This window comes from Pseudomonas sp. B707 (genome assembly GCF_022496685.1).
Taxonomy (GTDB): Bacteria; Pseudomonadota; Gammaproteobacteria; order Pseudomonadales; family Pseudomonadaceae; genus Aquipseudomonas; species Aquipseudomonas paraglycinae.
This window is the reverse complement of the sequence record NZ_WTVE01000014.1, coordinates 22,573-44,152: the sequence shown is the minus strand read 5'-3', so window position 1 is coordinate 44,152 and position 21,580 is coordinate 22,573. Positions and strand designations below refer to the sequence as shown.

Here is a 21,580-nt window from a genome sequence, read left to right as displayed (position 1 = left end):
AGGACCGAGGGCGGGATGTTCTGTAGGAAATGGCCTGGATAAAAAACGGGATCGCAGAGCGCGATCCCGGATTTCATTCGGCAGGCAATGTCAGACGCTGACCGGCCATCAGCAGCGCCAACCGGCTCAGGCTCATCCACGGCGAACCGGCCGCCTGGCCCTTGATCTGCGCATCGATGCGCTGGGCTTCGAGCAGCAACTGCGCCCAGCGTTGCGCCGAGTAGCGTTGCAGGGCCTTGCTCATCAGCGGTTTGCGCTTGTCCCAGACCGGCGGCTTGGCCTGACTGAAGCACTTGTCCAGCGGTGTGCCCTGACTGTATTGCAACGAGATGTTGGCCAGCAGGCGCAACTCACGGGCCAGGGCCCAGAGAATCACCGGCGGCTCGACCCCTTCACCGCGCAGCCCTTCGAGCATGCGCAGGGCGTGGGCTGGTTCGCCGTTGAGCACCGCGTCGGTCAGGCCGAACACGTCGAAGCGCGCACTATCGGCCACGGCCGCCTGCACGGTTTCGACGGTAATCTGCCCGCCCTCGGCCATCAGCTTGAGCTTTTCGATCTCTTGCGCAGCGGCCAGCAGGTTGCCTTCGACCCGCGCGGCAATCAGCTCGACCGCGTCCTGGCTGGCTGACAGGCCGGCCTGGGACAGGCGCTGACGAATCCAGCTCGGCAACTGGTTGGCGTCCACCGGCCAGATCTGCACGAACTGGGTCTGCTGACCTTCGACCAGCGCCTTGCCCCACTTGGTTTTCTGCGCGCTACCGTCCAGCTTCGGCAGGCTGATCAACAGCACCGTGTCTTCTGCCGGGCGCGAGCAGTATTCGATGAGGGCGGCCGCGCCCTTGTCACCGGGCTTGCCCGAAGGCAGGCGCAGTTCCAGCAGGCGTTTTTCGGCGAACAGCGACATGCTGGCGCCAGCCTGCAGCAACGTCCCCCAATCGAAATTGGCGTCGGCGGCAAAGACCTGGCGTTCGTCGAATCCTTGCTGACGGGCGGCAGAGCGAATGGCGTCGGCAGCTTCCTGGCACAGCAGCGGGTCATCGCCGCTGATGATGTAGACCGGCGCGAGAGCGCCTTGCAGGTGTTTGCCGAGTTGGGCGGGAGCGAGCTTCATAAGAGAGGGCGAACGGGGCGCCTGAGCGCCCCGAACGTCTTACTGCTGCGGCAGTTCGAGCGGCGACTGGCGCGGGGTTTCCGCTTCAGCCTTCTGTGCCGCTTCGAGGGCGTCGGCTTCTGCCTTGGCCCGTGCATTGGCGGTTTGCTGCAGAGCGTCCAGCTGTGCCGGCGTCAGCTGTTGCAGACGCAGCATCATGCGCTGTACCAGCTCGCGGCGGGTTTCACGGCGGGCATCGTTGGCTTCCTGGTCGGAACCCACCAGATTGTTGCCGTCGTGGATGAACACTTTCTGCACTTCAAGCTTGTCGCTTTTCAGCAGCAAATCTTTTTCGCCACGGATATCGTAGGTAAGGACGGTGCTGACCTGGTACTCGCCGGTACGACCGGCGCCGGCGTAGCTGAGAATCCGCTGGGATTCCTGCTCATCGGCCAGATACAGCTTGTACGGTGCACCGGTAACGACCTTGACGCCGCTGGACTCCAGCACCTGACGCAGTTGCGTCACGGTTTCGCCGTAGGCGTTGCGGGCGCTCAGGTCGAGCTCCTTGATCGATAGCTCATTGGTGCCGGTGCCACGCAGCTGGAAACCGCAGGCGCTCAACAGGACGGCGAGGCCCATCACCAGCAGATTGCGTTTGATCATTGTGTTGCTCCCCTTGAAACCATGTGGGCCGACTCTGTGGCCCGAAAGGTTTTACTGGACGCCAGGCTCACCTGACGCCCGATCCAATTAGCTGGCGACGATATTGACCAGTTTCCCGGGCACTACGATCACTTTGCGAATCGTCAGGCCGTCAACGAAACGCAGCACGTTTTCGTTGGCGCGGGCTGCCGCTTCGACTTCTTCACGGGTGGCGGCGGCCGGCATTTCGATCTGGCCGCGCAGCTTGCCGTTGACCTGGATCACCAGGGTCAGGCTGTCCTGCACCAGCGCGCTTTCGTCCAGCACCGGCCAGCCGGCGTCGATCACCGGATCGGCGTGGCCCAGACGGTTCCACAGCTCGTGGCTGATGTGCGGCGTGATCGGTGCGAGCAGCAGCGTCACGGTTTCCAGACCTTCCTGAACCAGTGCGCGATCCTGTTCGGTCGCTTGCGCGGCTTTTTCCAGCACGTTCATCAGCGTCATCACCTGGGCGATGGCGGTGTTGAATTTGTGGTTCTGGCCGACGTCGTGGCTGGCCTGCTTGATCGCCTGGTGGATCGCGCGGCGAATGACTTTCTGCTCGTCATTCAGGCCGGCGATGTCCAGTTTGCCCGGCAGACCCTGAGTGACATGGGCCTGAGCCAGACGCCAGACGCGCTTGAGGAAGCGGTGCGAGCCTTCCACGCCGGAGTCCGACCATTCAGCGCTCATGTCAGGTGGCGAGGCGAACATCATGAACAGACGGCAGGTGTCGGCGCCGAACTGGTCGATCATCGACTGAGGGTCGACGCCGTTGTTCTTCGACTTGGCCATCTTCTCGGTGCCGCCGATTTCCACCGGCAGGCCGTCGGCGATCAGCTTGGCGCTGATGACCTTGGCCTTGCTGTCGCGCTCGAGTTCCACGTCCGCCGGGTTGAACCAGGTGTAGGCACCGTTGGCTTCACGACGATAGTAAGTCTCGGCGACCACCATGCCCTGGGTCAGCAGATTCTTGAACGGCTCGTTGGAGCTCACCAGGCCTTCGTCACGCATCAGCTTGTGGAAGAAGCGTGCGTAGAGCAGGTGAAGAATGGCGTGTTCGATACCGCCGATGTACTGATCCACCGGCAACCAGTGGTCGGCCGCGGATTTTTCCACCAGACCGCCTTCGAAGTGCGGCGAGGCGTAACGGGCGTAGTACCAGGACGACTCGACGAAGGTGTCCATGGTGTCGGTTTCACGCTTGGCAGGCTGACCGCATTTCGGGCAGGCGCACTCGTAGAACTCGGGCATGCGCGCCAGCGGCGAACCGGCGCCGTCCGGCACCACGTCTTCCGGCAGGACAACAGGCAGTTGATCTTCCGGCACCGGCACGTCACCGCAGGTATCGCAGTGGATGATCGGGATCGGGCAGCCCCAGTAGCGCTGGCGGCTGATGCCCCAGTCGCGCAGGCGGAACTGGGTGCGCGAGGCGCCGAGGTTTTTCTTGATCAGGGCGACTTCCATGGCGTCGAACGCGCCAGCGAAGTCCAGACCGTCGAACTCGCCGGAGTTGATCAGCGTGCCGTGCTCGCCGTAGGCGTCCTGCCATGGCGCCGGGTTGGTTTCACCGGAGCTGGTGCGCACCACGGATTTGACCGGCAGGTTGTACTTGTGGGCGAATTCGAAATCGCGCTCGTCGTGCGCCGGCACCGCCATGACCGCGCCGTCGCCGTAGTGCATCAGCACGTAGTTGGCGACCCACACCGGCAGTTTTTCGCCGGTCAGCGGGTGCTCGACGAACAGGCCGGTCGGCAGGCCTTTCTTCTCTTGGGTGGCGACGTCGGCTTCGGCGACGCTGCCGCCCTTGCATTCGGCGATGAACGCTTGCAGCTCAGGGTTGTTCTTCGCGGCGAGAGCAGCCAGATGATGCTCGGCGGCCACGGCAACATAGGTTGCGCCCATCAGGGTGTCCGGACGGGTGGTGAAGACTTTCAGGGTGCCGCTTTCGCCGATCGAATCGACGTTGTACGGGAACTGCACTTCCATCCCGCGCGACTTGCCGATCCAGTTGCGCTGCATGGTCTTGACTTGCTCGGGCCAGCCGGTCAGTTCGTCGAGGCTCTCCAGCAGCTCATCCGCGTAAGCGGTGATCTTGAAGTAGTACATCGGGATTTCGCGCTTTTCGATCAGCGCGCCGGAACGCCAGCCGCGACCGTCGATGACCTGCTCGTTAGCCAGAACGGTCTGGTCGATCGGGTCCCAGTTCACGGTGCCGTTCTTGCGGTAGATCACGCCTTTTTCGAACAGGCGAGTGAACAGCCATTGTTCCCAGCGGTAGTAATCCGGTTTGCAGGTGGTGACTTCGCGCGACCAGTCCACCGCCAGGCCCAGGCTGCGCAGCTGGGACTTCATGTAGGCGATGTTTTCATAGGTCCACTTGGCCGGAGCCACGTTGTTCTTCATCGCGGCGTTTTCCGCCGGCATGCCGAAGGCGTCCCAACCCATCGGTTGCAGAACGTTCTTGCCGAGCATGCGCTGGTAGCGGGAGATCACGTCGCCGATGGTGTAGTTGCGCACGTGCCCCATGTGTAGCTTGCCGCTGGGGTAAGGGAACATCGACAGGCAGTAGTAAGTCTCCTTGCCTGGCTGTTCACTGACTTCAAAGGACTTTTGCTCGTCCCAGAAGGACTGGGCGGCGGCTTCGATTTCACGGGGCTGATATTGTTCGTGCATGGCTACTTTTGTACTGGATAGGGTGGCCTAATCCTCTTCAATGCGACGTTCGGGACGTGCCGGACGAGCTGGAAGTGGAGTTACAGGAAGCGCCGTAGCATACATGACCGCGCTCGGCCTAGGGAAACCCTGATTGCAGCCGTTTGACCGGCTGAAATTGCGGCGAGGGCCGTTGGTCGCGGCGTGCAGCCGGTTTGTGCAGCGAAGCTAAGCTCTAACTGGGGAGTGAGTCTTATCTTCAATGAGGTGAGGGATGGTGGAGTCACAGCAAAAAAACGTTACCAAACCCGAGTTGTACGAGCGGTTGATCGATCGTCTGGGTATGGCCCTGGACGCGGCAAAAACCGCTGGAAGGCTGCGCGACGAGCGCCCCCTGGAGCTGGAATTGCGTGGTTTGAGTCCCGCCGAGTTCAAACTGGTCAAGGCCTATCTGGATCGCAGTGAGCGTGAAACCCACGGATACCTGTCACAAGCAGTGAAACAGCTCGATGCTGCCCATTCGGCGAAGGTCATCTGGCTCAAGGACAAGGCACCCGGCAGAGATACCGTCAAAGTGCGGACTCTGCAGGCCAAGTAAACGCATGGCAGGTCAAAAAGCGGATCTTTTTCAACGGGATCCGACCCTACTGGTTGTCGCGCTGCATCAACCCACTTAGGCTTCGGGCATCTTTGGAGATGCTCGATGCCTTTTCGTTATTTCATTAAACAACTTCTGTTGCCGCCCGGCCTTCTTTTGCTGCTGTTGCTGGCGGCCTGGTGGCTGCGTCGCTCGCGGCCACGGCTGGCGGGGCTGTGTTTTGCCCTGGGGTTTGGCGGCTTTTGGCTGATGAGTCTGCCGGTGGTCGTGCAATGGGGCGCCAAGGCTCTGGAGCGCGAACCGCCGCTGGCCCGGGAAGCATGGACAAGTCTGGCGCAGCGCGCGGATGCGATTGTGGTGCTGGGCTCCGGTCGCGAACGCGGCGATGTGGCCTGGGGCGAAGATCAGCCGACTGGTGTCGGGCTTGAACGGCAGCGTTACGCGGCGCGACTGGCCAAGGCGTCGGGGTTGCCGATTCTGACCAGCGGTGGCCTGCATTACGGTACACCGCCGACCGAAGCCAAATTGATGGCCGATTCGCTACGCGATGATTTCGGTGTGACGGTGCGTTGGCAGGAAGGGGAGAGCCGCACCACGTGGGAAAACGCCGAATTCAGCGCCAAAGTGTTGTTGCCGGAAGGCGTCAAACGCATCGTGCTGGTGACCCAGGCCTGGCACATGCCGCGAGCGGTGTGGAGTTATCAACAGGCTGGATTTGAAGTGGTGCCGGCGCCGGTTGGTTTCCTCGGCACGGACAATGCCCGGCCGTTTGGCGGCTGGCTGCCGGAATTCAAGTCGATCTGGCAGAGCGGGCAGTTGATGAACGAGGCGGTGGGGCAGATCGGTTATTCGCTGTTCTATCGAGGGGATGACAGCGCCGATTGATCACTCCCGCGCAGGACGCGGGAGTGAGCAGGTTTTCAGAGCGTCTTGGACATCCGATTGGTCATCAGCGCCCAGCCGAACAGCACCACGCACAGGATGATCAGCGGCCACGAGCGCCATTGCAGATACGGCGTCAGGTTGTGCATCGGCACCACTTCGCCGTACAGCACGCCCTGTTCGAACTGCGGAATGCGCTCGGTGATCTGGCCAAACGGGTTGATCAGTCCGGTCACGCCGTTGTTGGTCGCACGAATCATCCAGCGTCCGGCTTCAAGCGCGCGCATCTGCGCCATTTGCAGGTGTTGCAACGGGCCGATGGACGTACCGAACCAAGTGTCGTTGCTGATCGTCAGCAGCAGATCGCTGCGTGCCGCCAGGCCTGCGGCGAACTCCGGATACACCACTTCGTAGCAGATGAACGGCGCGATCTGATATCCCTTGGCCTGCAACAAGGCCTGATCGGCAGGGCCGCGGGCGAAGTCGGACATCGGCAGGTCGAAGAATGCGATCAGCCCGCGCAGGATGTCCTGCAACGGTACGTACTCGCCGAACGGCACCAGTTTTTGCTTGAGATAGGTGCCATCGCCTTCGCCAACCACGGTGATGCCGTTGTAGAAGCGTCTCTCGTGGTGAACCATTTCGCGGATCGGTACGCCGGTGATCAGCGCCGATTTACGCTCGGCGGCGAAGTTGCCCATCATGGTCAGGTAGCCCTCGGCGGACTCCTTGAGCACCGGGACGGCGGTTTCCGGCCAGATCAGCAGGTCCACCGGTTTGGAGCGGAAACTCAGGTCGCGGTACAGCGCCAGTTGCGCATTGAGTTCGGCCGGGTCCCATTTCATGCTTTGCGCGACGTTGCCCTGAATCGCGGCAACGGTCAGCGGCGCGCCCGCCGGGCTGGTCCAGGCATGGCCCTTGAGCGCAATGCCCGCCGCCCATGGCCCGATCAGCAATACCAGGCCGGCAGCGATGAAGGCTTTGCGGCGGGTTTGCAGCAGGCGCGGTGCGTTGTAGATCAGTGCAGCGGTCAGTGCCAGGACGAACGACACCAGCCACATGCCGCCTACTGGCGCGAGTCCGGCCAGCGGGCCGTCGAGCTGGCTGTAACCGGAATACAGCCACGGGAAACCGGTGAGGAACCAGCCACGGAAAGCTTCCTGGCCTACCCACAACGCCGCAAACGCCAGGGCGTCGGCCACCGGCGCTTCATTACGCCGCAGCCAGCGCGCCCACAGCCACGCGGGCAGGGCGAAGAACCAGGCAATGGCCGCCGTGAAGATCAGCATCAGGAACCCGGCCAGCAGCACCGACGCGCCGCCGAAATGGTGGATGCTGTAATAGATCCAGCTGGTGCCGGCGCCGAACAGGCCGAAACCGAAGCACCAGCCACGGCCCAGGGCTTGTCGCGGGCTCAGCTCGCGCAGGCCGGCATAGAACAGGCCGACCGCCAGCAACGCCAGCGGCCAGAGATCGAACGGTGCCAGAGCGAAGGTGGTGATTGCACCGGCCGCCACGGCCAGCAGGTTACCGGGCCAGCCGGGGCGGGTTGTCCAGCGCATTTCAATCCTTAGATTTTTTACCGGGCGATTGGGGTCAGTCGCAGCAAATGAATCCGACGGCTGTCGGCGTTCAGGATGCGGAAACGATAGGCGCCGATTTCAGTGATTTCGTTGCGTTTTGGCAAGTGCCCGAACGCGCTCATCACCAGCCCGCCGACGGTGTCGAACTCGTCGTCGGAGAATTCGCTGTCGAAGAACTCGTTGAAGTTCTCGATCGGCGTCAGGGCCTTGATCAGGAAATCACCGCTGGGCAGCGGCTTGATGTAGCTGTCTTCTTCGACGTCGTGCTCGTCTTCAATGTCGCCGACGATTTGTTCAAGCACGTCTTCGATGGTCACCAGACCGGCCACGCCGCCGTATTCGTCGATCACGATGGCCATGTGGTTGTGGTTGGCGCGGAATTCACGCAGCAACACGTTCAGACGCTTGGACTCCGGCACGAACGTGGCCGGGCGCAGCAGGTCCTTGATGTTGAAGCTGTCGCCGTTCTCCTTGAGGATCAGTGGCAGCAGATCCTTGGCCAGCAGCACGCCCATCACGTCGTCATGGCTTTCGCCGATGACCGGGTAGCGCGAGTGGGCCGAGTCGACCACGGCAGGGAGGAATTCGCGGGGTGTCTGGGTCGCCTTGATGCTGATCATCTGCGAGCGCGGCACCATGATGTCGCGAACCTGCAGGTCAGCCACCTGGATGGCGCCTTCGACGATGGCCAGCGCTTCGCTGTCCAGCAGTTTGTTCTGATGTGCATCGCGCAGCAGCTCAAGCAGCTCCTGGCGGTTCTTCGGCTCGTGGGCAAAAGCCTGGGTCAGTTTGCCCAGCCATGACTTTTGCCCGTTGCTCGATCGATCTTCGCTCATAGCGATTACTCTGAATCCTTTGTTGTAACAGTAGGGGATGTTTCGGTTTCGTCGTCCGCGTACGGATCGGGATAACCCAATTCGGCAAGCAACTCGCGTTCCAGTGCTTCCATTTCCTCGGCTTCCTCGTCATCTATATGGTCGTAACCCAGCAGATGCAAGCAGCCGTGAATGACCAGATGTGCCCAGTGGGCCTTTAGTTCCTTGCCCTGTTCGGCAGCCTCGCGCTCGACCACCGCCACGCAGATCACCAGATCGCCCAGCAATGGTATGTCGAGAAACTCGTCGGGCACTTCGGCGGGAAAGGACAGGACGTTGGTCGCGTAATCCTTGTGGCGCCAGGTGTGATTCAGCTCGCGGCCTTCTTCCTCGTCGACCAGACGAATGGTCATTTCCGAGTCAGCGGTGCGCTGGCGCAGGGCCAGTTCGCACCATTGGCGGAACTCGGCTTCGGTCGGCGCAGACGCTTCGGTCGCGATTTGCAGGTCAAGCTCAAGCATCGTGGCGGGTGTCCTTTGGCGCTTCATCGGCCAAACGCGTCTCGAAGCGCTCGTAGGCTTCGACGATGCGTTGCACCAACGGATGGCGCACCACGTCTTTGGGCTGGAAGTGGGTGAAGCTGATACCCGGCACATCTTTCAGGACTTCGATGACGTGATGAAGTCCGGATTTGGTACCGCGCGGCAGGTCGACCTGGGTGATGTCGCCGGTGATTACGGCTGTGGAGCCGAAACCGATCCGGGTCAGGAACATCTTCATCTGCTCGACGGTGGTGTTCTGACTTTCGTCGAGAATGATGAAGCTGTTGTTCAGCGTGCGACCGCGCATGTAGGCCAGCGGCGCGACTTCGATCACCTGACGCTCGATCAGCTTGGCCACGTATTCGAAACCGAGCATCTCGTAGAGCGCGTCGTAGAGCGGGCGCAGGTACGGGTCGATCTTCTGCGACAGATCGCCGGGCAGGAAGCCGAGTTTCTCACCCGCTTCGACCGCCGGACGCACCAGCAGGATGCGACGGATCTGTTCACGCTCCAGCGCATCGACGGCGCAGGCGACAGCCAGATACGTCTTGCCGGTACCGGCCGGGCCGATGCCGAAGTTGATGTCGTTGCCGAGAATTTCCTTCACGTAGCGCAGCTGATTCAAGCCGCGTGGGCGAATCATGCCTTTCTTGGTGCGCAGGGCGACGGAGGCTTCAGCGGGGGCGTGGTTGTCCAGCTGCTCAACGGCCGATTCCTGAAGGAACAGGTGAACCGTATCCGGCGACAGCTCTGAACCCTTGGTTTCCCGGTACAGGCGGCGAATCAGGTTTTCCGCGGAAGTGGTGTGCTTGGGTTCGCCGATCAGCTCGAACTGATTGCCGCGGTTGCGGATCTCGATGGCCAGGCGCTGTTCGATCAGCCGCAAGTGCTCGTCGAACTGCCCGCACAGATTGGCGAAGCGGCGAGCCTCAAAGGGCTCGAGGATGAAACGATGTGGTTCGATGGGTGCGTTCAAGGTCGTATTTAGCCGCCCTGGGGCAATTAGGATGAAATCAAGGATAACGCCAGCGGCGTGGGTGCGAAAGCTCTTAAATTGATGCCGTTCCTGTGGGAGCGAGCCTGCTCGCGATGGGCATGAATGCGGTTCATCTGAAAAACCGCGTCATCGTTCATCGCGAGCAGGCTCGCTCCCACAGTTGAACAAAGGGTGTTACTGGATCAGCGAGCCGCGCAGCGAGTGCGGTTGCGCCGCGTCGATGTGGACGTCGGCGAACTGGCCGATCAGGGTCGGATTATCGCAGCGGAAGTTGACGATACGGTTATTCTCGGTGCGCCCTTGCAGCTCGCCCGGGTCTTTCTTCGAATAATCGGTCACCAGAATGCGCTGGACCGAACCGACCATTTGTCGGCTGATCTCGAACCCTTGCTGATTCAAACGGTGCTGCAAGGCGTTCAGGCGTTCTTTCTTCAGTTCTTCCGGGGTGTCGTCGGCCAGATCGGCGGCTGGAGTGCCTGGGCGCTGGCTGTAGACGAACGAGTAGGAAAAATCGAAACCGACATCGGCAATCAGCTTCATGGTCTGCTCGAAATCTTTCTCGGTTTCCCCCGGGAAGCCGACGATAAAGTCCGAGCTGATGCAGATGCCCGGTACGGCGGCGCGCAGTTTGCGCAGCTTGGATTTGTACTCCAGCGCCGTGTGGTTGCGCTTCATCGCGGCCAGGATCCGGTCCGAACCCGACTGCACCGGCAAGTGCAGGTGCTTCACCAGTTCCGGCACTTCGGCGTGGGCCTGGATCAGGCTGTCGGAGAATTCCAGCGGGTGCGAGGTGGTGTAGCGGATGCGGTCGATGCCGTCGACCGCCGCGACGACGCGGATCAGTTCGGCCAGATCCGCCAGACGACCGTCGTGGGTCAGCCCGCGATAGCCGTTGACGTTCTGCCCCAGCAGGGTCACTTCGCGCACGCCGTGTTCAGCCAGGTGAATGATCTCGGCGATCACGTCGTCGAACGGCCGGCTGACTTCTTCGCCGCGGGTGTAGGGCACCACGCAGAACGTGCAGTACTTGCTGCAGCCTTCCATCACCGACACGTAGGCGCTTGGCCCATCGATGCGCGGCTCGGGCAGGTGGTCGAATTTTTCGATTTCCGGGAACGAGACGTCGACTTGCGGCAGCTTGCTGATGCGCGCGGCGTCGATCATTTCCGGCAGGCGGTGCAGGGTCTGCGGGCCGAACACCACGTCGACGTACGGGGCGCGATCACGGATCGCCGCGCCCTCCTGGCTGGCCACGCAACCGCCGACGGCGATCACCATGTCCGGGTTGGCCAGTTTCAGTTCGCGCCAGCGGCCGAGCTGGGAATACACCCGGTCCTGGGCGCGTTCGCGGATCGAGCAGGTGTTGAGCAGGATCACGTCGGCATCTTCGGCGCGCGCCGTGACTTCCAGGGCCTGGTGTTCGCCCAGCAGATCGACCATGCGCGAGCTGTCGTACTCGTTCATCTGGCAACCGTGGGTTTCGATGTAAAGCTTCTTGGCCATGGAATAGGGTCGTCACGTGGTTCAAAGAACCGCGCATTATAGGGAACATGTCCCCAGGTTCCTACCGCTGCGCGTCCGGTGGCTATGCTATAGTTCGCGCCCTCATTTTTACCCCGATGTCGTCCGCCCGCCATGACCAAACGCGAAGCTCCAATCTACAAGGTGATTTTCCTCAACCAGGGCCAGGTGTTCGAAATGTACGCCAAGCAGATCTATCAAAGTGATCTGTGGGGTTTCCTGGAAGTGGAAGAGTTCGTCTTTGGCGAGCGCACGCAAGTGGTCGTCGACCCGAGCGAAGAAAAGCTCAAGGCGCAGTTCGAAGGCGTGGTGCGCAGCTTTGTGCCGATGCACTCAATCGTGCGCATCGATGAAGTCGAGCGACTGGGGACGCCAAAGATCAGTGAAGCCCGTGGCGGTGTTGGCAATGTGATGCCGTTTCCGGTGCCGATGCCCGAGAAGTAAAACCGGGTTTTATGGAGGTGATCGTTCCCATGCTCTGCGTGGGAATGCCGCCTTCGACGTTTCGCGTCGGTGACGAAAAGCGCGGGAACTATCGTTAGTCAGGGCAGGGGCGAGAACGGCGTACGCCCGTCGGCGCTCTGCAGTTCCATCAGGTATTTACGGAAAATTTGCCCGAGCACCTGGGTCGCGGTTTCCAGGTCTTCGCGGGACATCTTTTCAGACACTTCGTCGGCGGTGTCGAGCGCGTCTTCGGCGCCGTTGACCGCGGCCATCTTCAGCACGATATAAGCCTGAATGTTGTTGGCCTGCACGCCTTCACCGTGGAAGAACATGGTGCCGAGCTTGAATTGCGCCTGGGCGTGACCTTGCAGCGAGGCCTTTTCGAAATAGCTCAGGGCTTGATTGAGGTCGCGCGGCGCATTCTTGCCGTCGTAGTAGAACTCACCCAACTCGTATTGCGCTTGCGCATCCCCCTCATCCGCTGCCTTTTGGCAGGCGGCGAGTGCCTGCGTGACATCTTGCGGCTGAGTATTGAGGGTGCAGCGACCCATCGCCGGGATCAACAACGAGTTGCCGCCTGCTTGTGCATGTGCGAGCAGCGGCTGAAGGAGCAACAGGCAGCCCAAGGCAAGGGTGCGGCCGGTGCGGTTCATGGGAATCGACTTACCTCTGAAGGGCGCGCGGACCCGTCGAGGGATCCAATAAGCGCGCATTATGAAATAAGCAGGGCCATCCTTACAAAGTCTTTACTCGATTTTCTGCTGCGCGGGAAATATATCGCCCACTTTATGGGGGATTTTTGGCAGGCGTGTCGGAAAAGACGTGCGGATGTAGGAGAACGCTGACGCTGGCAATGGCCAACGTCAGCGGCGGGGCGTTTTACTTCAATTTGGCGAAGGCGCGCTCAGCGGCGTCGAGGGTCAGTTTCAGCTCGGCTTCGCCATGGGCGATCGAGGTGAATCCGGCTTCGAAGGCGCTCGGTGCCAGGTACACGCCACCTTCCAGCATCAGGTGGAAGAAGCGGCCGAACAGCGCTGCATCGCTGGCCATCACGTCTTCAAAAGTAACAATGTCGTCGGCACCGCTGAAGTACAGACCGAACATGCCGCCCGCCTGGGTGGTCACGAACGGAATGCCGGCGGCATCGGCGCGCTGTTGCAGGCCGTCGAGCAGGCGGGTGGTGTAATCGGTCAGTTCGGCGTGGAAACCCGGACGGCTGATCAGGCGCAGGGTGGTCAGGCCGGCGGCCATCGCCAGTGGGTTACCCGACAAGGTGCCTGCCTGATAGACCGGGCCCAGCGGCGCGATGCGCTCCATGATCGAGCGCTTGCCGCCGAAGCAGCCGACCGGCATGCCGCCGCCGATGATCTTGCCGAAGGTGGTCAGGTCCGGGGTTACGCCGTAGTAAGCCTGGGCACCGCCGAGGGCGACGCGGAAACCGGTCATCACTTCGTCGAAAATCAGCACCACGCCGTGCTTGTCGCACAGGCTGCGCAGGCCTTCGAGGAAACCCGGCGCCGGCGGTACGCAGTTCATGTTGCCGGCCACTGGCTCGACGATGATGCAGGCGACGTCCTGACCGACTTCGGCGAGCATTTTTTCAACCGCGTCGATGTCGTTGAACGGCAGGGTCAGGGTGTGTTTGGCGAACGCTGCCGGCACTCCCGCCGAACTCGGTACGCCCTGGGTCAGTGCACCGGAACCGGCCTTGACCAGCAGGCTGTCGGAGTGACCGTGGTAGCAGCCTTCGAACTTGATGATGCTGTCGCGGCCGGTGAAACCACGGGCCAGACGGATCGCGCTCATGGTCGCTTCGGTGCCGGAGCTGACCATGCGCACCATCTCCATCGACGGCACCAGCGAGCAGACCAGGTCGGCCATCTCGGTTTCCATCGCGGTCGGCGCGCCGTAGGACAGGCCGTGCTGCAACTGGTTGCGCACCGCGTCCAGCACGTCCGGGTGGCTGTGGCCGAGGATCATCGGCCCCCAGGAGCCCACGTAATCCACATAACGCTTGTCGTCTTCGTCAGTGACGTAGGCGCCTTCGGCGTGCTTGAAGAACAGCGGCGTGCCGCCAACGCTCTTGAACGCGCGCACCGGCGAGTTCACGCCACCGGGAATGTGTTTCTGGGCGTTGGCAAACAGGGTTTCGGAACGAGACATGATCGGGCTCTCAGACTTTTAGTAATTCATTGAAGGCGCGGGCGCGGCGGGTCACTTCGGCGGTGCTGTCGGCGCCGAACAGGCCATGGACCACGGCCAGCAGATCGACACCGTGGGCCACCAGTGGCGCGGCGTTGTCGAGGGTGATGCCGCCGATCGCGCAGATCGGCAGGTGCAGGGTACGTTTGGCCTCGTCGAGCAGATCGAGGCTGCAACTCGGTGCACCGGGTTTGGTACTGGAATTGAAGAAGCGACCGAAGGCGACGTAACTCGCGCCTTCTTTGGCGGCCTGTTCGGCCAGTTCAAGCTGTGCGTGGCAGGTCGAGCCGATGATCGCCTTGGAGCCGAGCAGGGCGCGGGTCGGCGACAGCGGGCCGTCGGTCTGGCCCAGGTGCACGCCGACGTTCAGGCGCGCGGCCAGTTCGGCGTCATCGTTGATGATCAGTTGCGTCTTGTAGCGTTCGCATAGATCGCGCAGGGCTTCGGCCTCACGCAGACGGCGGGCCTCGTCGCTGCTCTTGTCACGGTATTGCAGCAGGGTGACGCCGCCTTCCAGCGCCGCCTCCACGTAGGACAGAAACTTGCCGGCCAGCAACTGGCTGTCGGTGATGGCATACAGGCCACGTAGTTTCATCGCGCAGACCTCAGGCTCGAAACATCAGGAACAGAAATCCAGCGGCAGGCGACGCGGCACGAACTGGCCTTTGCCCAGCTGTTCGGCATCGCGCAGGGTGCGCCAGGTGTAATCCAGCGCAGTACGCACCGCGCTCGCAAGGTTTTCGCCCAGTGCCAGGCGGCCGGCGAGGGTGCTGGCCAGGGTGCAGCCGGAACCGTGATAGCTGCCCGGCAGGCGCTGGCACTTGAACGTTTCGCGCAGGCCGTCGCGGCTGTACAGGCGATTGTGGATTTCGGTTTCGTCGCCGTGACCGCCGGTGATCAGCAGGTTCTTGATGTACGGCAACAGTTTTTCAGCACACTCGTCCGCGGTGCCTTCTGGCAGTTCGGCGAGGATCCGGGCTTCGGGAAGATTGGGGGTGGCGATGATCGACAGCGGCAGCAGGCGTTCGCGCATGGCGTAGCCGACTTCGTCCTTGCCCAGGCGTCCGCCGCCGCCAGCGCGCAGCACCGGGTCGCAGACCACTGGCAAGTGCGGGTGCGCCTGGAGCAGTTCGACGACGGTGTCGACCATTTCCAGGGAACCGAGCATGCCCAGTTTCACTGCCGCGACTTCGGAATCGTTGAGTACGGCATTGGCCTGGGCCAGTACCCACTCACGGTCGAGGACGCGAAAGTCAGTGACGTTGACCGTGTCTTGCACGGTCAGGGCGGTGACGGCCGGAGCCGCATGGCAACCCTGAGCGAGCAGGGCTTCGATATCTGCCTGCAGGCCGGCGCCGCCACTGGGGTCGTGGCCGGAGAGACAGAGGACAACGGGGCGTGAGCTGTAGATATTCATGGTGCGCGAGCTTACCACCAAACCTGTTTTCCGGGTGTTGTGGCGCAGCGCGCGGCCGATAACCCGGGTAGCGAGATCCACAGCGCTTGTCACAATCTGACCGAGCCAACAGCTCTAACCCGGTGTTTTGCTCTGGAACGCCCGTTCTAGAGCCTTCCTTGGAAAAATTTCCATGGTGCTCAATGGCCATCAACGGCTATGCTAGAGTGGATCCAAACCAATAACAGGTAATACCGGTTTTACGTCATCTCAAAGGGAATGGGGGGCTTCCTGACACAACCGGCCAAGCCACGCTGGGGCTTCAATGCGCTATTTGTTGATGTTGCTGTTCTGCTTGCCCCTGCTGGCAAGCGCCGTCGAGTTCGACGAGTTCACCCAGAGCCTCCCGCTGGGTCGATCCCTGCAAGTGTTCGAAGACCCGAGCGGTCAGGCGAGCATTGCCGATGTCCGCGCGCAAGCCGCCGCCGGAAACTTCAAACCCCATGACAAAGCCACGCTCAATGCCGGTTATTCGCGCTCGGTGTTCTGGCTGAAGATCGATCTGCATTACCGCCCGACCAACCCGTCGGCGCAACGCAGCTGGCTGCTGGAACTGGCGTATCCGCCGCTCGATCATCTCGATCTGTATCTGCCCGATGCCGCCGGTGACTACCGTCTGGTGCGGCAGACCGGCGACGCTTTGCCGTTCGCCAGTCGCGAGATCCGCCAGAACAATTACCTGTTCGATCTGGCGTTCAAGCCGGATCAGCAACGAACCGTTTATCTGCGGTTGTCCAGCGAAGGCTCGATCCAGGCGCCGGTAACGTTGTGGTCGAGCACCGCTTACCTCGAAGACCAGCCAGTGCGCCTGTATGTGCTGGGGATCATTTATGGCGTGCTGCTGGGGATGCTGGTCTACAACCTGTTCATCTACCTCAGCGTGCGCGACACCAGTTACCTCTATTACATCTTCTATATCGCCTCGTTCGGCCTTTATCAGCTGTCGGTCAATGGCGCGGCGGTCGAGTATTTCTGGCCGGACAACCCGTGGTGGGCCAACGCCGCCACGCCGTTCTTCATCGGTTGCGCGGGGCTCTTCGGCAGCCAGTTCGCCCGCAGTTTCCTGCAGACGAAGAACCACAGCCGTTGGCTCGATCGTCTGTTGATCGCCCTGATTGTTTTTGGCGCCGTGGTGATCGGTCTGTCGTTGATGACCAGTTATGGCCTGGCCCTGCGTCTGGCGACGACCCTGGCACTGACCTTCACCGTGGTGATCTTCGCCGCCGGGATCCTCGCTTGGTGGCGCGGCCTGCGGGTGGCGCGCTATTTCATCATTGCCTGGTCGGCGTTCCTGATCGGCGGCATCGTCAACACCATGATGGTGCTGGGCCTGCTGCCGAATGTGTTCCTGACCATGTACGCCAGCCAGATCGGCTCGGCCATCGAAGTGGCGCTGCTGTCGCTGGCCCTGGCCGACCGCATCAACGCGATGCGCGAACAACAGGCGCAGACCCTGTTCGACGCCGGCCAGAAACTTGAAGTGCTGAACCAGCAACTGGCCCACAGCAACAAGCTCAAGGACGAATTCCTCGCGACCCTGACCCACGAACTGCGCACGCCCATGAACGGGGTGATCGGTTCGCTCGAGTTGATGCAGACCGTCGAACTCGATCCGGAACTGGAGCAATACCAGCAGACTGCCGCCGGTTCGGCGCGGGACATGATGCGCATGGTCAACGGCATCCTGACCCTGACCGAATTGCAGGCCGGCAAGCTCAAGGCGACGCCGGGCAGTTTCAGCCTGCGCGGGGTGGTCGAGGCGTTGCGGATGCAGTTCGATGGCAATGCTTCGAGCAAGTCGCTGGACTTCAAGGTCGACGTGCTGCCGGCCCTGCCGGATCGCCTGCATGGCGACAGCGCCAAACTCGCGCAATGCCTGGAGTGCCTGCTGGACAATGCGATCAAGTTCACCCGCGTCGGCGGTCTGGCATTGCGGGTGACGGGCAAACCGTCGACGGACAATCGGCTGGCGCTGTCCTTTGCGGTGATCGACACCGGCATCGGTTTTACCGATCTGGGCGAGGCGACGATGTATCAGCGGTTCTTCCAGCTCGACGGTTCGATGACCCGCGAATACGGCGGGCTGGGTGTCGGTCTGGCGATCTGCCGTCAATTGGTGGAATTGCTCGGTGGCAAGCTCACGCACCGTTCCGAACCGGGGAGTGGCAGCCGCTTTCAACTGGATGTCGAGTTTGAGTTGCCGGAAGTGGAAGCCGTGCCCGCGTTCAGCCGCGACACCGTGCGCGCGCCGCAGGATTGCACCGTGCTGCTGGTGGACGACAACAGCGTCAACCAACTGGTGATGCGCGGCATGTTGCTCAAGCTCGGTTTCCGCGTGCGCACCGCCGACCACGGCGCGGCGGCGCTCGACTGTTTGCAGCGCGAGCGCTTCGATGCCGTGCTGATCGACTGCCAGTTGCCGCCGCTCGATGGGGCATCGCTGTGTTGCCAGATTCGTGACCTGCCGGGATGCGCCCATCTGCCGGTGTTCATGATCGCGCTGGGGGCGGATCGCGAGCATTGCGCGTCGGGTGGCTCGATCGATTATCTGAGCAAACCGGTGAAATTCGAGGATCTGCAGGTTGCGATGCAGCGGCGGGTGTTGAGTTGCTGATAGGGTGAAAGCGCCGGTATTTAGGCCGATATGACACTTTGATCGGTTCGGGGGCGGTGCTTAACTGAAGCTCTGGCCGATCAAGGAGCCCCGTCATGAACCTGCATCAGTTCGCCGAAACTCACGAAGTCACCAACCAGCCACCGTCGCTGGACGGCACCAATCTATACCGCATCGACCTGCCGTTGCAGGAGTGGTCGCGGCGGTTCGGTGCCGGCTGGGCCGAGTCGCGGATCGACGCCTACGGCGCGCTGGCCGGCGGGCCGCTGATGGAGGCCGGGTTCCTCGCCAACCAGAACAAACCGGTGTTCGCCAGTCATGACCGCTATGGACATCGCATCGACCTGGTGGAGTTTCATCCGGCGTATCACGAGCTGATGCGCATCGCCATTGAACATGGCTTGACGTCGTTGCCCTGGGCTCATCCACAGGGCGGCGCCCATGTCGCCCGCGCTTCCATGTCCTATCTGCACAGTCAGGCCGAAGCCGGCAGTGGTTGCCCGCTGACCATGACCTTCGCCAGTGTCCCCGCGATGCGTTTGCAGCCGAATCTGGCTGAGCAATGGCTGCCGAAAATCCTCGCCACCGAATACGACCCGCGCAATGTCGGCATGGCCCACAAGGCGGGCGTCACCATTGGCATGGCGATGACCGAGAAACAGGGCGGCACCGACGTGCGTGCCAACACCACCAAAGCTTATCCGGTCGGCGCCAGCGGCCCGGGCCAGGCCTATGAACTGGTGGGGCACAAGTGGTTCTGTTCGGCGCCGATGTGCGATGCGTTCCTGACGCTGGCGCAAACCGACAAGGGCTTGAGCTGCTTCCTGCTGCCGCGCCATCGCCCGGACGACACGCGCAATCAGTTCTACATCCAGCGCCTGAAAAACAAGCTCGGCAACCAGTCCAACGCTTCCAGCGAAGTGGAGTTCCGAGGCGCGCTGGCATGGATGGTCGGCGAAGAAGGGCGCGGCGTGCCGACCATCATCGAGATGGTGGCGATGACCCGTTTCGATTGCATGGTCGGCTCCAGCTCGCTGATGCGTCAGGCGCTGACTCAGGCCAGCCATCACTGCGCCCATCGCAAGGTCGGCGGCAAACTGCTCAGTGAACAGCCACTGATGCAGAACGTGCTGGCCGATCTGGCGCTGGAGAGCGAAGCCGCGCTGGCGCTGAGCCTGCGCATGGGCAAGGCGCTGGATCATCTGGACGATCGCCATGAAGCGCAGTTCGCCCGATTGGTGACGGCGGTGGGTAAATACTGGATCTGCAAACGTGCGCCGGGGATGATCAACGAAGCCGCCGAGTGCATGGGCGGTGCTGGCTATGTCGAGGAGATCATCCTGCCGCGGCTTTACCGGGAAGCGCCGGTGAACTCGACGTGGGAAGGCTCCGGCAACGTGCAATGCCTCGACGTGCTGCGGGCGTTGTCGAAAGAGCCGGGCGTACTCGATGTGTTGTTCAGCGAGTTGGGCGACGGTCATGGCGACAAGCGACTGGCTGCGCACATTCAGCAATTGCAGGCACAGTTCAAGGACAACAGCGACATTCAATACCGCGCTCGGCAACTGACCGAAGACATCGCTTTGGGACTGCAAGCTAAGCTGCTGCTGGAGGCCGGGAATGCGGCGGTCAGCGATGCGTTCATCGCCAGTCGCCTGAGCGGTGGCGGGCGGGCCTACGGCGCGTTGCCGCGCGGACTGGATGTCGAAGCCATCGTCGCCCGCTCTACGCCGCAAGGTTTCTGACCCAAGTCGCCCAAACACAACAAAACCCTGTGGGAGCTGGCTTGCCAGCGATGACGGCCTGTCAGTCAACATCGATGTTGAATGTGATGGCCTCATCGCGGGCAAGCTCGCTCCCACAGGGATCTTCATTGTTTGAATGATTAGGGTGAACCCACAACGCCACTGTTTCCGTGACGCCACGATGCAGGCAAGATGAAGCTCTGCAAGTCAGAACACAGGAAGCTGATCGTGACCGAAGCGTTTATTGTCGTTCAAACCGCCGAACAGGCCGTGGATCGTCTCGCCGAGCTGCATGAGCGGGCCACCACGGCGCTGAACTCGGCGCTCAAGCGTTATCTCAAGGATCGCGTCGAGCCCGACGCCGAGCAACGTGCCCTGTTCCGTTATCCCGAACTGCGTCTGACCTACCACTGCCAGGGCGAAGTCCCGCAGACCACCCGCGCTTACGCCAAGGTGCAGTTGCCGGGCACCTACAGCGTGACCGTTACTCACCCGGCGGCGTTTCGCAAATACCTGCTGGAACAGCTCACGCCGCTGATGCACGACTTCACCGTGACCGTCGAAGTCGGGGTCAGCGAGCAGAACATTCCCTATCCGTATGTGGTCGAGCAGGGCGATGAACTGGCCGGCTCTGGCGTCACTGCCGCCGTGCTGGCACGGGTGTTCCCGAGTACCGACCTGTCCGCCGCCACCGATGGCATCGCCGACGGTCTCTACGACTGGGAAAACACCGATCCGCTGCCGCTGGCGCTGTTTGACGCCGCGCGCGTCGACTTCTCGCTGCGTCGTCTGGTGCACTACACCGGCAGCGACTGGCGCCATGTGCAGCCGTGGATTCTGCTGACCAACTACCACCGTTATGTCGACCAGTTCATCGTCCATGGCCTGGAGCAACTGCGCCGCGACCCGCGTTTCGTACGCATGGTCTTGCCGGGCAACGTCATCATCGAAAAAGGCATGGATCACGGTGAAGCGTCGGCGATTGCGGCAGGCGTGGTCTGGCACCGCTACCAGATGCCGGCCTATCACCTGATCGCCAGCGATGGCCACGGCGTGACCCTGGTCAACATCGGCGTCGGCCCGTCCAACGCCAAGAACATCACCGATCACCTGGCCGTGCTGCGTCCGCATTGCTGGCTGATGATCGGTCACTGCGGCGGCCTGCGTCAGTCGCAGACCATCGGCGACTACGTGCTGGCTCACGCCTACATGCGTCGCGACGGAATTCTCGACCGCGTGGTGCCGCCGAACATTCCGATTCCGGCCCTGGCCGAAGTGCAGTTGGCGTTGCAGCAAGCGGCGGCCAATATCACCGGCGAAAAAGGCGAAGAGCTGAAAAAACGTCTGCGTACCGGCACCGTGCTGACCTACGACGACCGTAACTGGGAGCTGCGCTGGGCTCAGGAGCGACCGCTGATCAACCTCTCCCGCGCCGTGGCGGTCGACATGGAAAGCGGCACCATCGCCGCTCAGGGTTATCGCCTGCGGGTGCCGTACGGCACGTTGTTGTGTGTGTCGGACAAGCCGCTGCACAGTGAAATCAAGCTGCCGGGTTCGGCCAACGCCTTCTACGAGCGTGCGGTCAGCCAGCACTTGAAGATCGGCATTGAAGCGGTGGACCTGCTGCGCACCGAACTCAACTCGCTGCACTCGCGCAAACTGCGCAGCTTCGACGAGCCGCCGTTCCGCTAACGGTTTGTCGTGGTCATTTGGCGGTCGGGGCACTAGCATTGTCAGCCCTGATCGCTAAAT

At 61.9% G+C, this 21,580-nt stretch carries 18 protein-coding genes; 6 read left to right on the top strand and 12 right to left on the bottom strand.

Annotated elements, in window-relative coordinates; all coding sequences use genetic code 11:
• Positions 1 to 73 precede the first annotated feature (73 nt).
• From holA to leuS, 3 genes are all read right to left on the bottom strand, one after another.
• Positions 74 to 1,111 carry a DNA polymerase III subunit delta gene (holA, locus tag GQX66_RS04935; protein ID WP_007958673.1) on the bottom strand — a complete coding sequence of 346 codons (1,038 nt, stop codon included), beginning with the start codon at positions 1,109 to 1,111 and terminating at the stop codon, positions 74 to 76.
• A gap of 39 nt (positions 1,112 to 1,150) precedes the next feature.
• Positions 1,151 to 1,756 carry an LPS assembly lipoprotein LptE gene (gene lptE, locus GQX66_RS04930; protein ID WP_085747653.1) on the bottom strand — a complete coding sequence of 202 codons (606 nt, stop codon included), beginning with the start codon at positions 1,754 to 1,756 and terminating at the stop codon, positions 1,151 to 1,153.
• A gap of 87 nt (positions 1,757 to 1,843) precedes the next feature.
• Positions 1,844 to 4,450 carry a leucine--tRNA ligase gene (gene leuS, locus GQX66_RS04925; protein ID WP_240867176.1) on the bottom strand — a complete coding sequence of 869 codons (2,607 nt, stop codon included), beginning with the start codon at positions 4,448 to 4,450 and terminating at the stop codon, positions 1,844 to 1,846.
• Positions 4,451 to 4,703: 253 nt separating this feature from the next.
• On the opposite strand from leuS, the gene GQX66_RS04920 reads away from it, so the two are divergent.
• Positions 4,704 to 5,027 (top strand): hypothetical protein, encoded by a 324-nt coding sequence (locus GQX66_RS04920; RefSeq protein WP_115079318.1) that lies wholly within the window; start codon positions 4,704 to 4,706, stop codon positions 5,025 to 5,027.
• A gap of 105 nt (positions 5,028 to 5,132) precedes the next feature.
• Positions 5,133 to 5,912, top strand: a complete 780-nt coding sequence (locus GQX66_RS04915; protein WP_129972488.1) for a YdcF family protein — start codon at positions 5,133 to 5,135, stop codon at positions 5,910 to 5,912.
• A 35-nt stretch (positions 5,913 to 5,947) separates the two neighbouring features.
• On the opposite strand, the gene lnt is transcribed toward GQX66_RS04915, so the two are convergent.
• From lnt to miaB, 5 genes are all read right to left on the bottom strand, one after another.
• Positions 5,948 to 7,471, bottom strand: coding sequence for an apolipoprotein N-acyltransferase (gene lnt / locus GQX66_RS04910; RefSeq protein WP_102716649.1), 1,524 nt, complete (start codon positions 7,469 to 7,471; stop codon positions 5,948 to 5,950).
• A 17-nt stretch (positions 7,472 to 7,488) separates the two neighbouring features.
• A complete protein-coding gene (locus tag GQX66_RS04905; protein ID WP_007909641.1) occupies positions 7,489 to 8,328 on the bottom strand; it encodes an HlyC/CorC family transporter in 840 nt (279 codons plus the stop codon).
• A gap of 5 nt (positions 8,329 to 8,333) precedes the next feature.
• Entirely contained in the window at positions 8,334 to 8,828 is a 495-nt protein-coding gene (gene ybeY / locus GQX66_RS04900; protein WP_007958682.1) for an rRNA maturation RNase YbeY, read from the bottom strand.
• A complete protein-coding gene (locus GQX66_RS04895; protein ID WP_011336084.1) occupies positions 8,821 to 9,825 on the bottom strand; it encodes a PhoH family protein in 1,005 nt (334 codons plus the stop codon). Before GQX66_RS04895 ends, ybeY begins: the two co-directional genes overlap by 8 nt.
• 195 nt (positions 9,826 to 10,020) lie before the next feature.
• Positions 10,021 to 11,349, bottom strand: a complete 1,329-nt coding sequence (gene miaB, locus GQX66_RS04890; protein WP_074691567.1) for a tRNA (N6-isopentenyl adenosine(37)-C2)-methylthiotransferase MiaB — start codon at positions 11,347 to 11,349, stop codon at positions 10,021 to 10,023.
• A gap of 132 nt (positions 11,350 to 11,481) precedes the next feature.
• Between miaB and GQX66_RS04885 the strand changes: the two genes are divergently transcribed.
• Entirely contained in the window at positions 11,482 to 11,811 is a 330-nt protein-coding gene (locus GQX66_RS04885; RefSeq protein WP_007958692.1) for a DUF1820 family protein, read from the top strand.
• Positions 11,812 to 11,909: 98 nt separating this feature from the next.
• On the opposite strand, the gene GQX66_RS04880 is transcribed toward GQX66_RS04885, so the two are convergent.
• The 4 genes from GQX66_RS04880 to GQX66_RS04865 all read right to left on the bottom strand — a co-directional run bounded on the left by GQX66_RS04880 (position 11,910) and on the right by GQX66_RS04865 (position 15,430).
• A complete protein-coding gene (locus GQX66_RS04880) occupies positions 11,910 to 12,464 on the bottom strand; it encodes a tetratricopeptide repeat protein (RefSeq protein WP_003228518.1) in 555 nt (184 codons plus the stop codon).
• Positions 12,465 to 12,690: 226 nt separating this feature from the next.
• Complete coding sequence (gene hemL, locus GQX66_RS04875; protein WP_064599654.1) at positions 12,691 to 13,974, bottom strand: glutamate-1-semialdehyde 2,1-aminomutase; 1,284 nt, start codon at positions 13,972 to 13,974, stop codon at positions 12,691 to 12,693.
• 10 nt (positions 13,975 to 13,984) lie between these two features.
• Complete coding sequence (thiE, locus tag GQX66_RS04870; protein WP_007958698.1) at positions 13,985 to 14,608, bottom strand: thiamine phosphate synthase; 624 nt, start codon at positions 14,606 to 14,608, stop codon at positions 13,985 to 13,987.
• 24 nt (positions 14,609 to 14,632) lie between these two features.
• Positions 14,633 to 15,430 carry a hydroxymethylpyrimidine/phosphomethylpyrimidine kinase gene (locus GQX66_RS04865; protein WP_007958699.1) on the bottom strand — a complete coding sequence of 266 codons (798 nt, stop codon included), beginning with the start codon at positions 15,428 to 15,430 and terminating at the stop codon, positions 14,633 to 14,635.
• A gap of 304 nt (positions 15,431 to 15,734) precedes the next feature.
• On the opposite strand from GQX66_RS04865, the gene GQX66_RS04860 reads away from it, so the two are divergent.
• The 3 genes from GQX66_RS04860 (at position 15,735) to amn (ending at position 21,520) form a co-directional block, all read left to right on the top strand.
• Positions 15,735 to 18,083 (top strand): hybrid sensor histidine kinase/response regulator, encoded by a 2,349-nt coding sequence (locus GQX66_RS04860; protein ID WP_240867155.1) that lies wholly within the window; start codon positions 15,735 to 15,737, stop codon positions 18,081 to 18,083.
• A gap of 95 nt (positions 18,084 to 18,178) precedes the next feature.
• The gene (locus GQX66_RS04855) at positions 18,179 to 19,828 is read left to right on the top strand and encodes an acyl-CoA dehydrogenase family protein (RefSeq protein WP_240867152.1); all 1,650 of its coding nucleotides are present in this window, start codon (positions 18,179 to 18,181) and stop codon (positions 19,826 to 19,828) included.
• Positions 19,829 to 20,020: 192 nt separating this feature from the next.
• On the top strand, positions 20,021 to 21,520 hold the full coding sequence (gene amn, locus GQX66_RS04850) for an AMP nucleosidase (RefSeq protein ID WP_162130486.1): 1,500 nt from the start codon (positions 20,021 to 20,023) through the stop codon (positions 21,518 to 21,520).
• The last annotated feature ends 60 nt before the right edge of the window (positions 21,521 to 21,580 follow it).

Coding starts and splice junctions, on each gene's coding strand:
- holA (WP_007958673.1), bottom strand. CDS start 1,111: ATGAAGCTCGCTCCCGCCCAACTCGGCAAACACCTGCAAGGCGCTCTC.
- lptE (WP_085747653.1), bottom strand. CDS start 1,756: ATGATCAAACGCAATCTGCTGGTGATGGGCCTCGCCGTCCTGTTGAGC.
- leuS (WP_240867176.1), bottom strand. CDS start 4,450: ATGCACGAACAATATCAGCCCCGTGAAATCGAAGCCGCCGCCCAGTCC.
- GQX66_RS04920 (WP_115079318.1), top strand. CDS start 4,704: ATGGTGGAGTCACAGCAAAAAAACGTTACCAAACCCGAGTTGTACGAG.
- GQX66_RS04915 (WP_129972488.1), top strand. CDS start 5,133: ATGCCTTTTCGTTATTTCATTAAACAACTTCTGTTGCCGCCCGGCCTT.
- lnt (WP_102716649.1), bottom strand. CDS start 7,471: ATGCGCTGGACAACCCGCCCCGGCTGGCCCGGTAACCTGCTGGCCGTG.
- GQX66_RS04905 (WP_007909641.1), bottom strand. CDS start 8,328: ATGAGCGAAGATCGATCGAGCAACGGGCAAAAGTCATGGCTGGGCAAA.
- ybeY (WP_007958682.1), bottom strand. CDS start 8,828: ATGCTTGAGCTTGACCTGCAAATCGCGACCGAAGCGTCTGCGCCGACC.
- miaB (WP_074691567.1), bottom strand. CDS start 11,349: ATGGCCAAGAAGCTTTACATCGAAACCCACGGTTGCCAGATGAACGAG.
- GQX66_RS04885 (WP_007958692.1), top strand. CDS start 11,482: ATGACCAAACGCGAAGCTCCAATCTACAAGGTGATTTTCCTCAACCAG.
- GQX66_RS04880 (WP_003228518.1), bottom strand. CDS start 12,464: ATGAACCGCACCGGCCGCACCCTTGCCTTGGGCTGCCTGTTGCTCCTT.
- hemL (WP_064599654.1), bottom strand. CDS start 13,974: ATGTCTCGTTCCGAAACCCTGTTTGCCAACGCCCAGAAACACATTCCC.
- thiE (WP_007958698.1), bottom strand. CDS start 14,608: ATGAAACTACGTGGCCTGTATGCCATCACCGACAGCCAGTTGCTGGCC.
- GQX66_RS04865 (WP_007958699.1), bottom strand. CDS start 15,430: ATGAATATCTACAGCTCACGCCCCGTTGTCCTCTGTCTCTCCGGCCAC.
- GQX66_RS04860 (WP_240867155.1), top strand. CDS start 15,735: ATGCGCTATTTGTTGATGTTGCTGTTCTGCTTGCCCCTGCTGGCAAGC.
- GQX66_RS04855 (WP_240867152.1), top strand. CDS start 18,179: ATGAACCTGCATCAGTTCGCCGAAACTCACGAAGTCACCAACCAGCCA.
- amn (WP_162130486.1), top strand. CDS start 20,021: ATGAAGCTCTGCAAGTCAGAACACAGGAAGCTGATCGTGACCGAAGCG.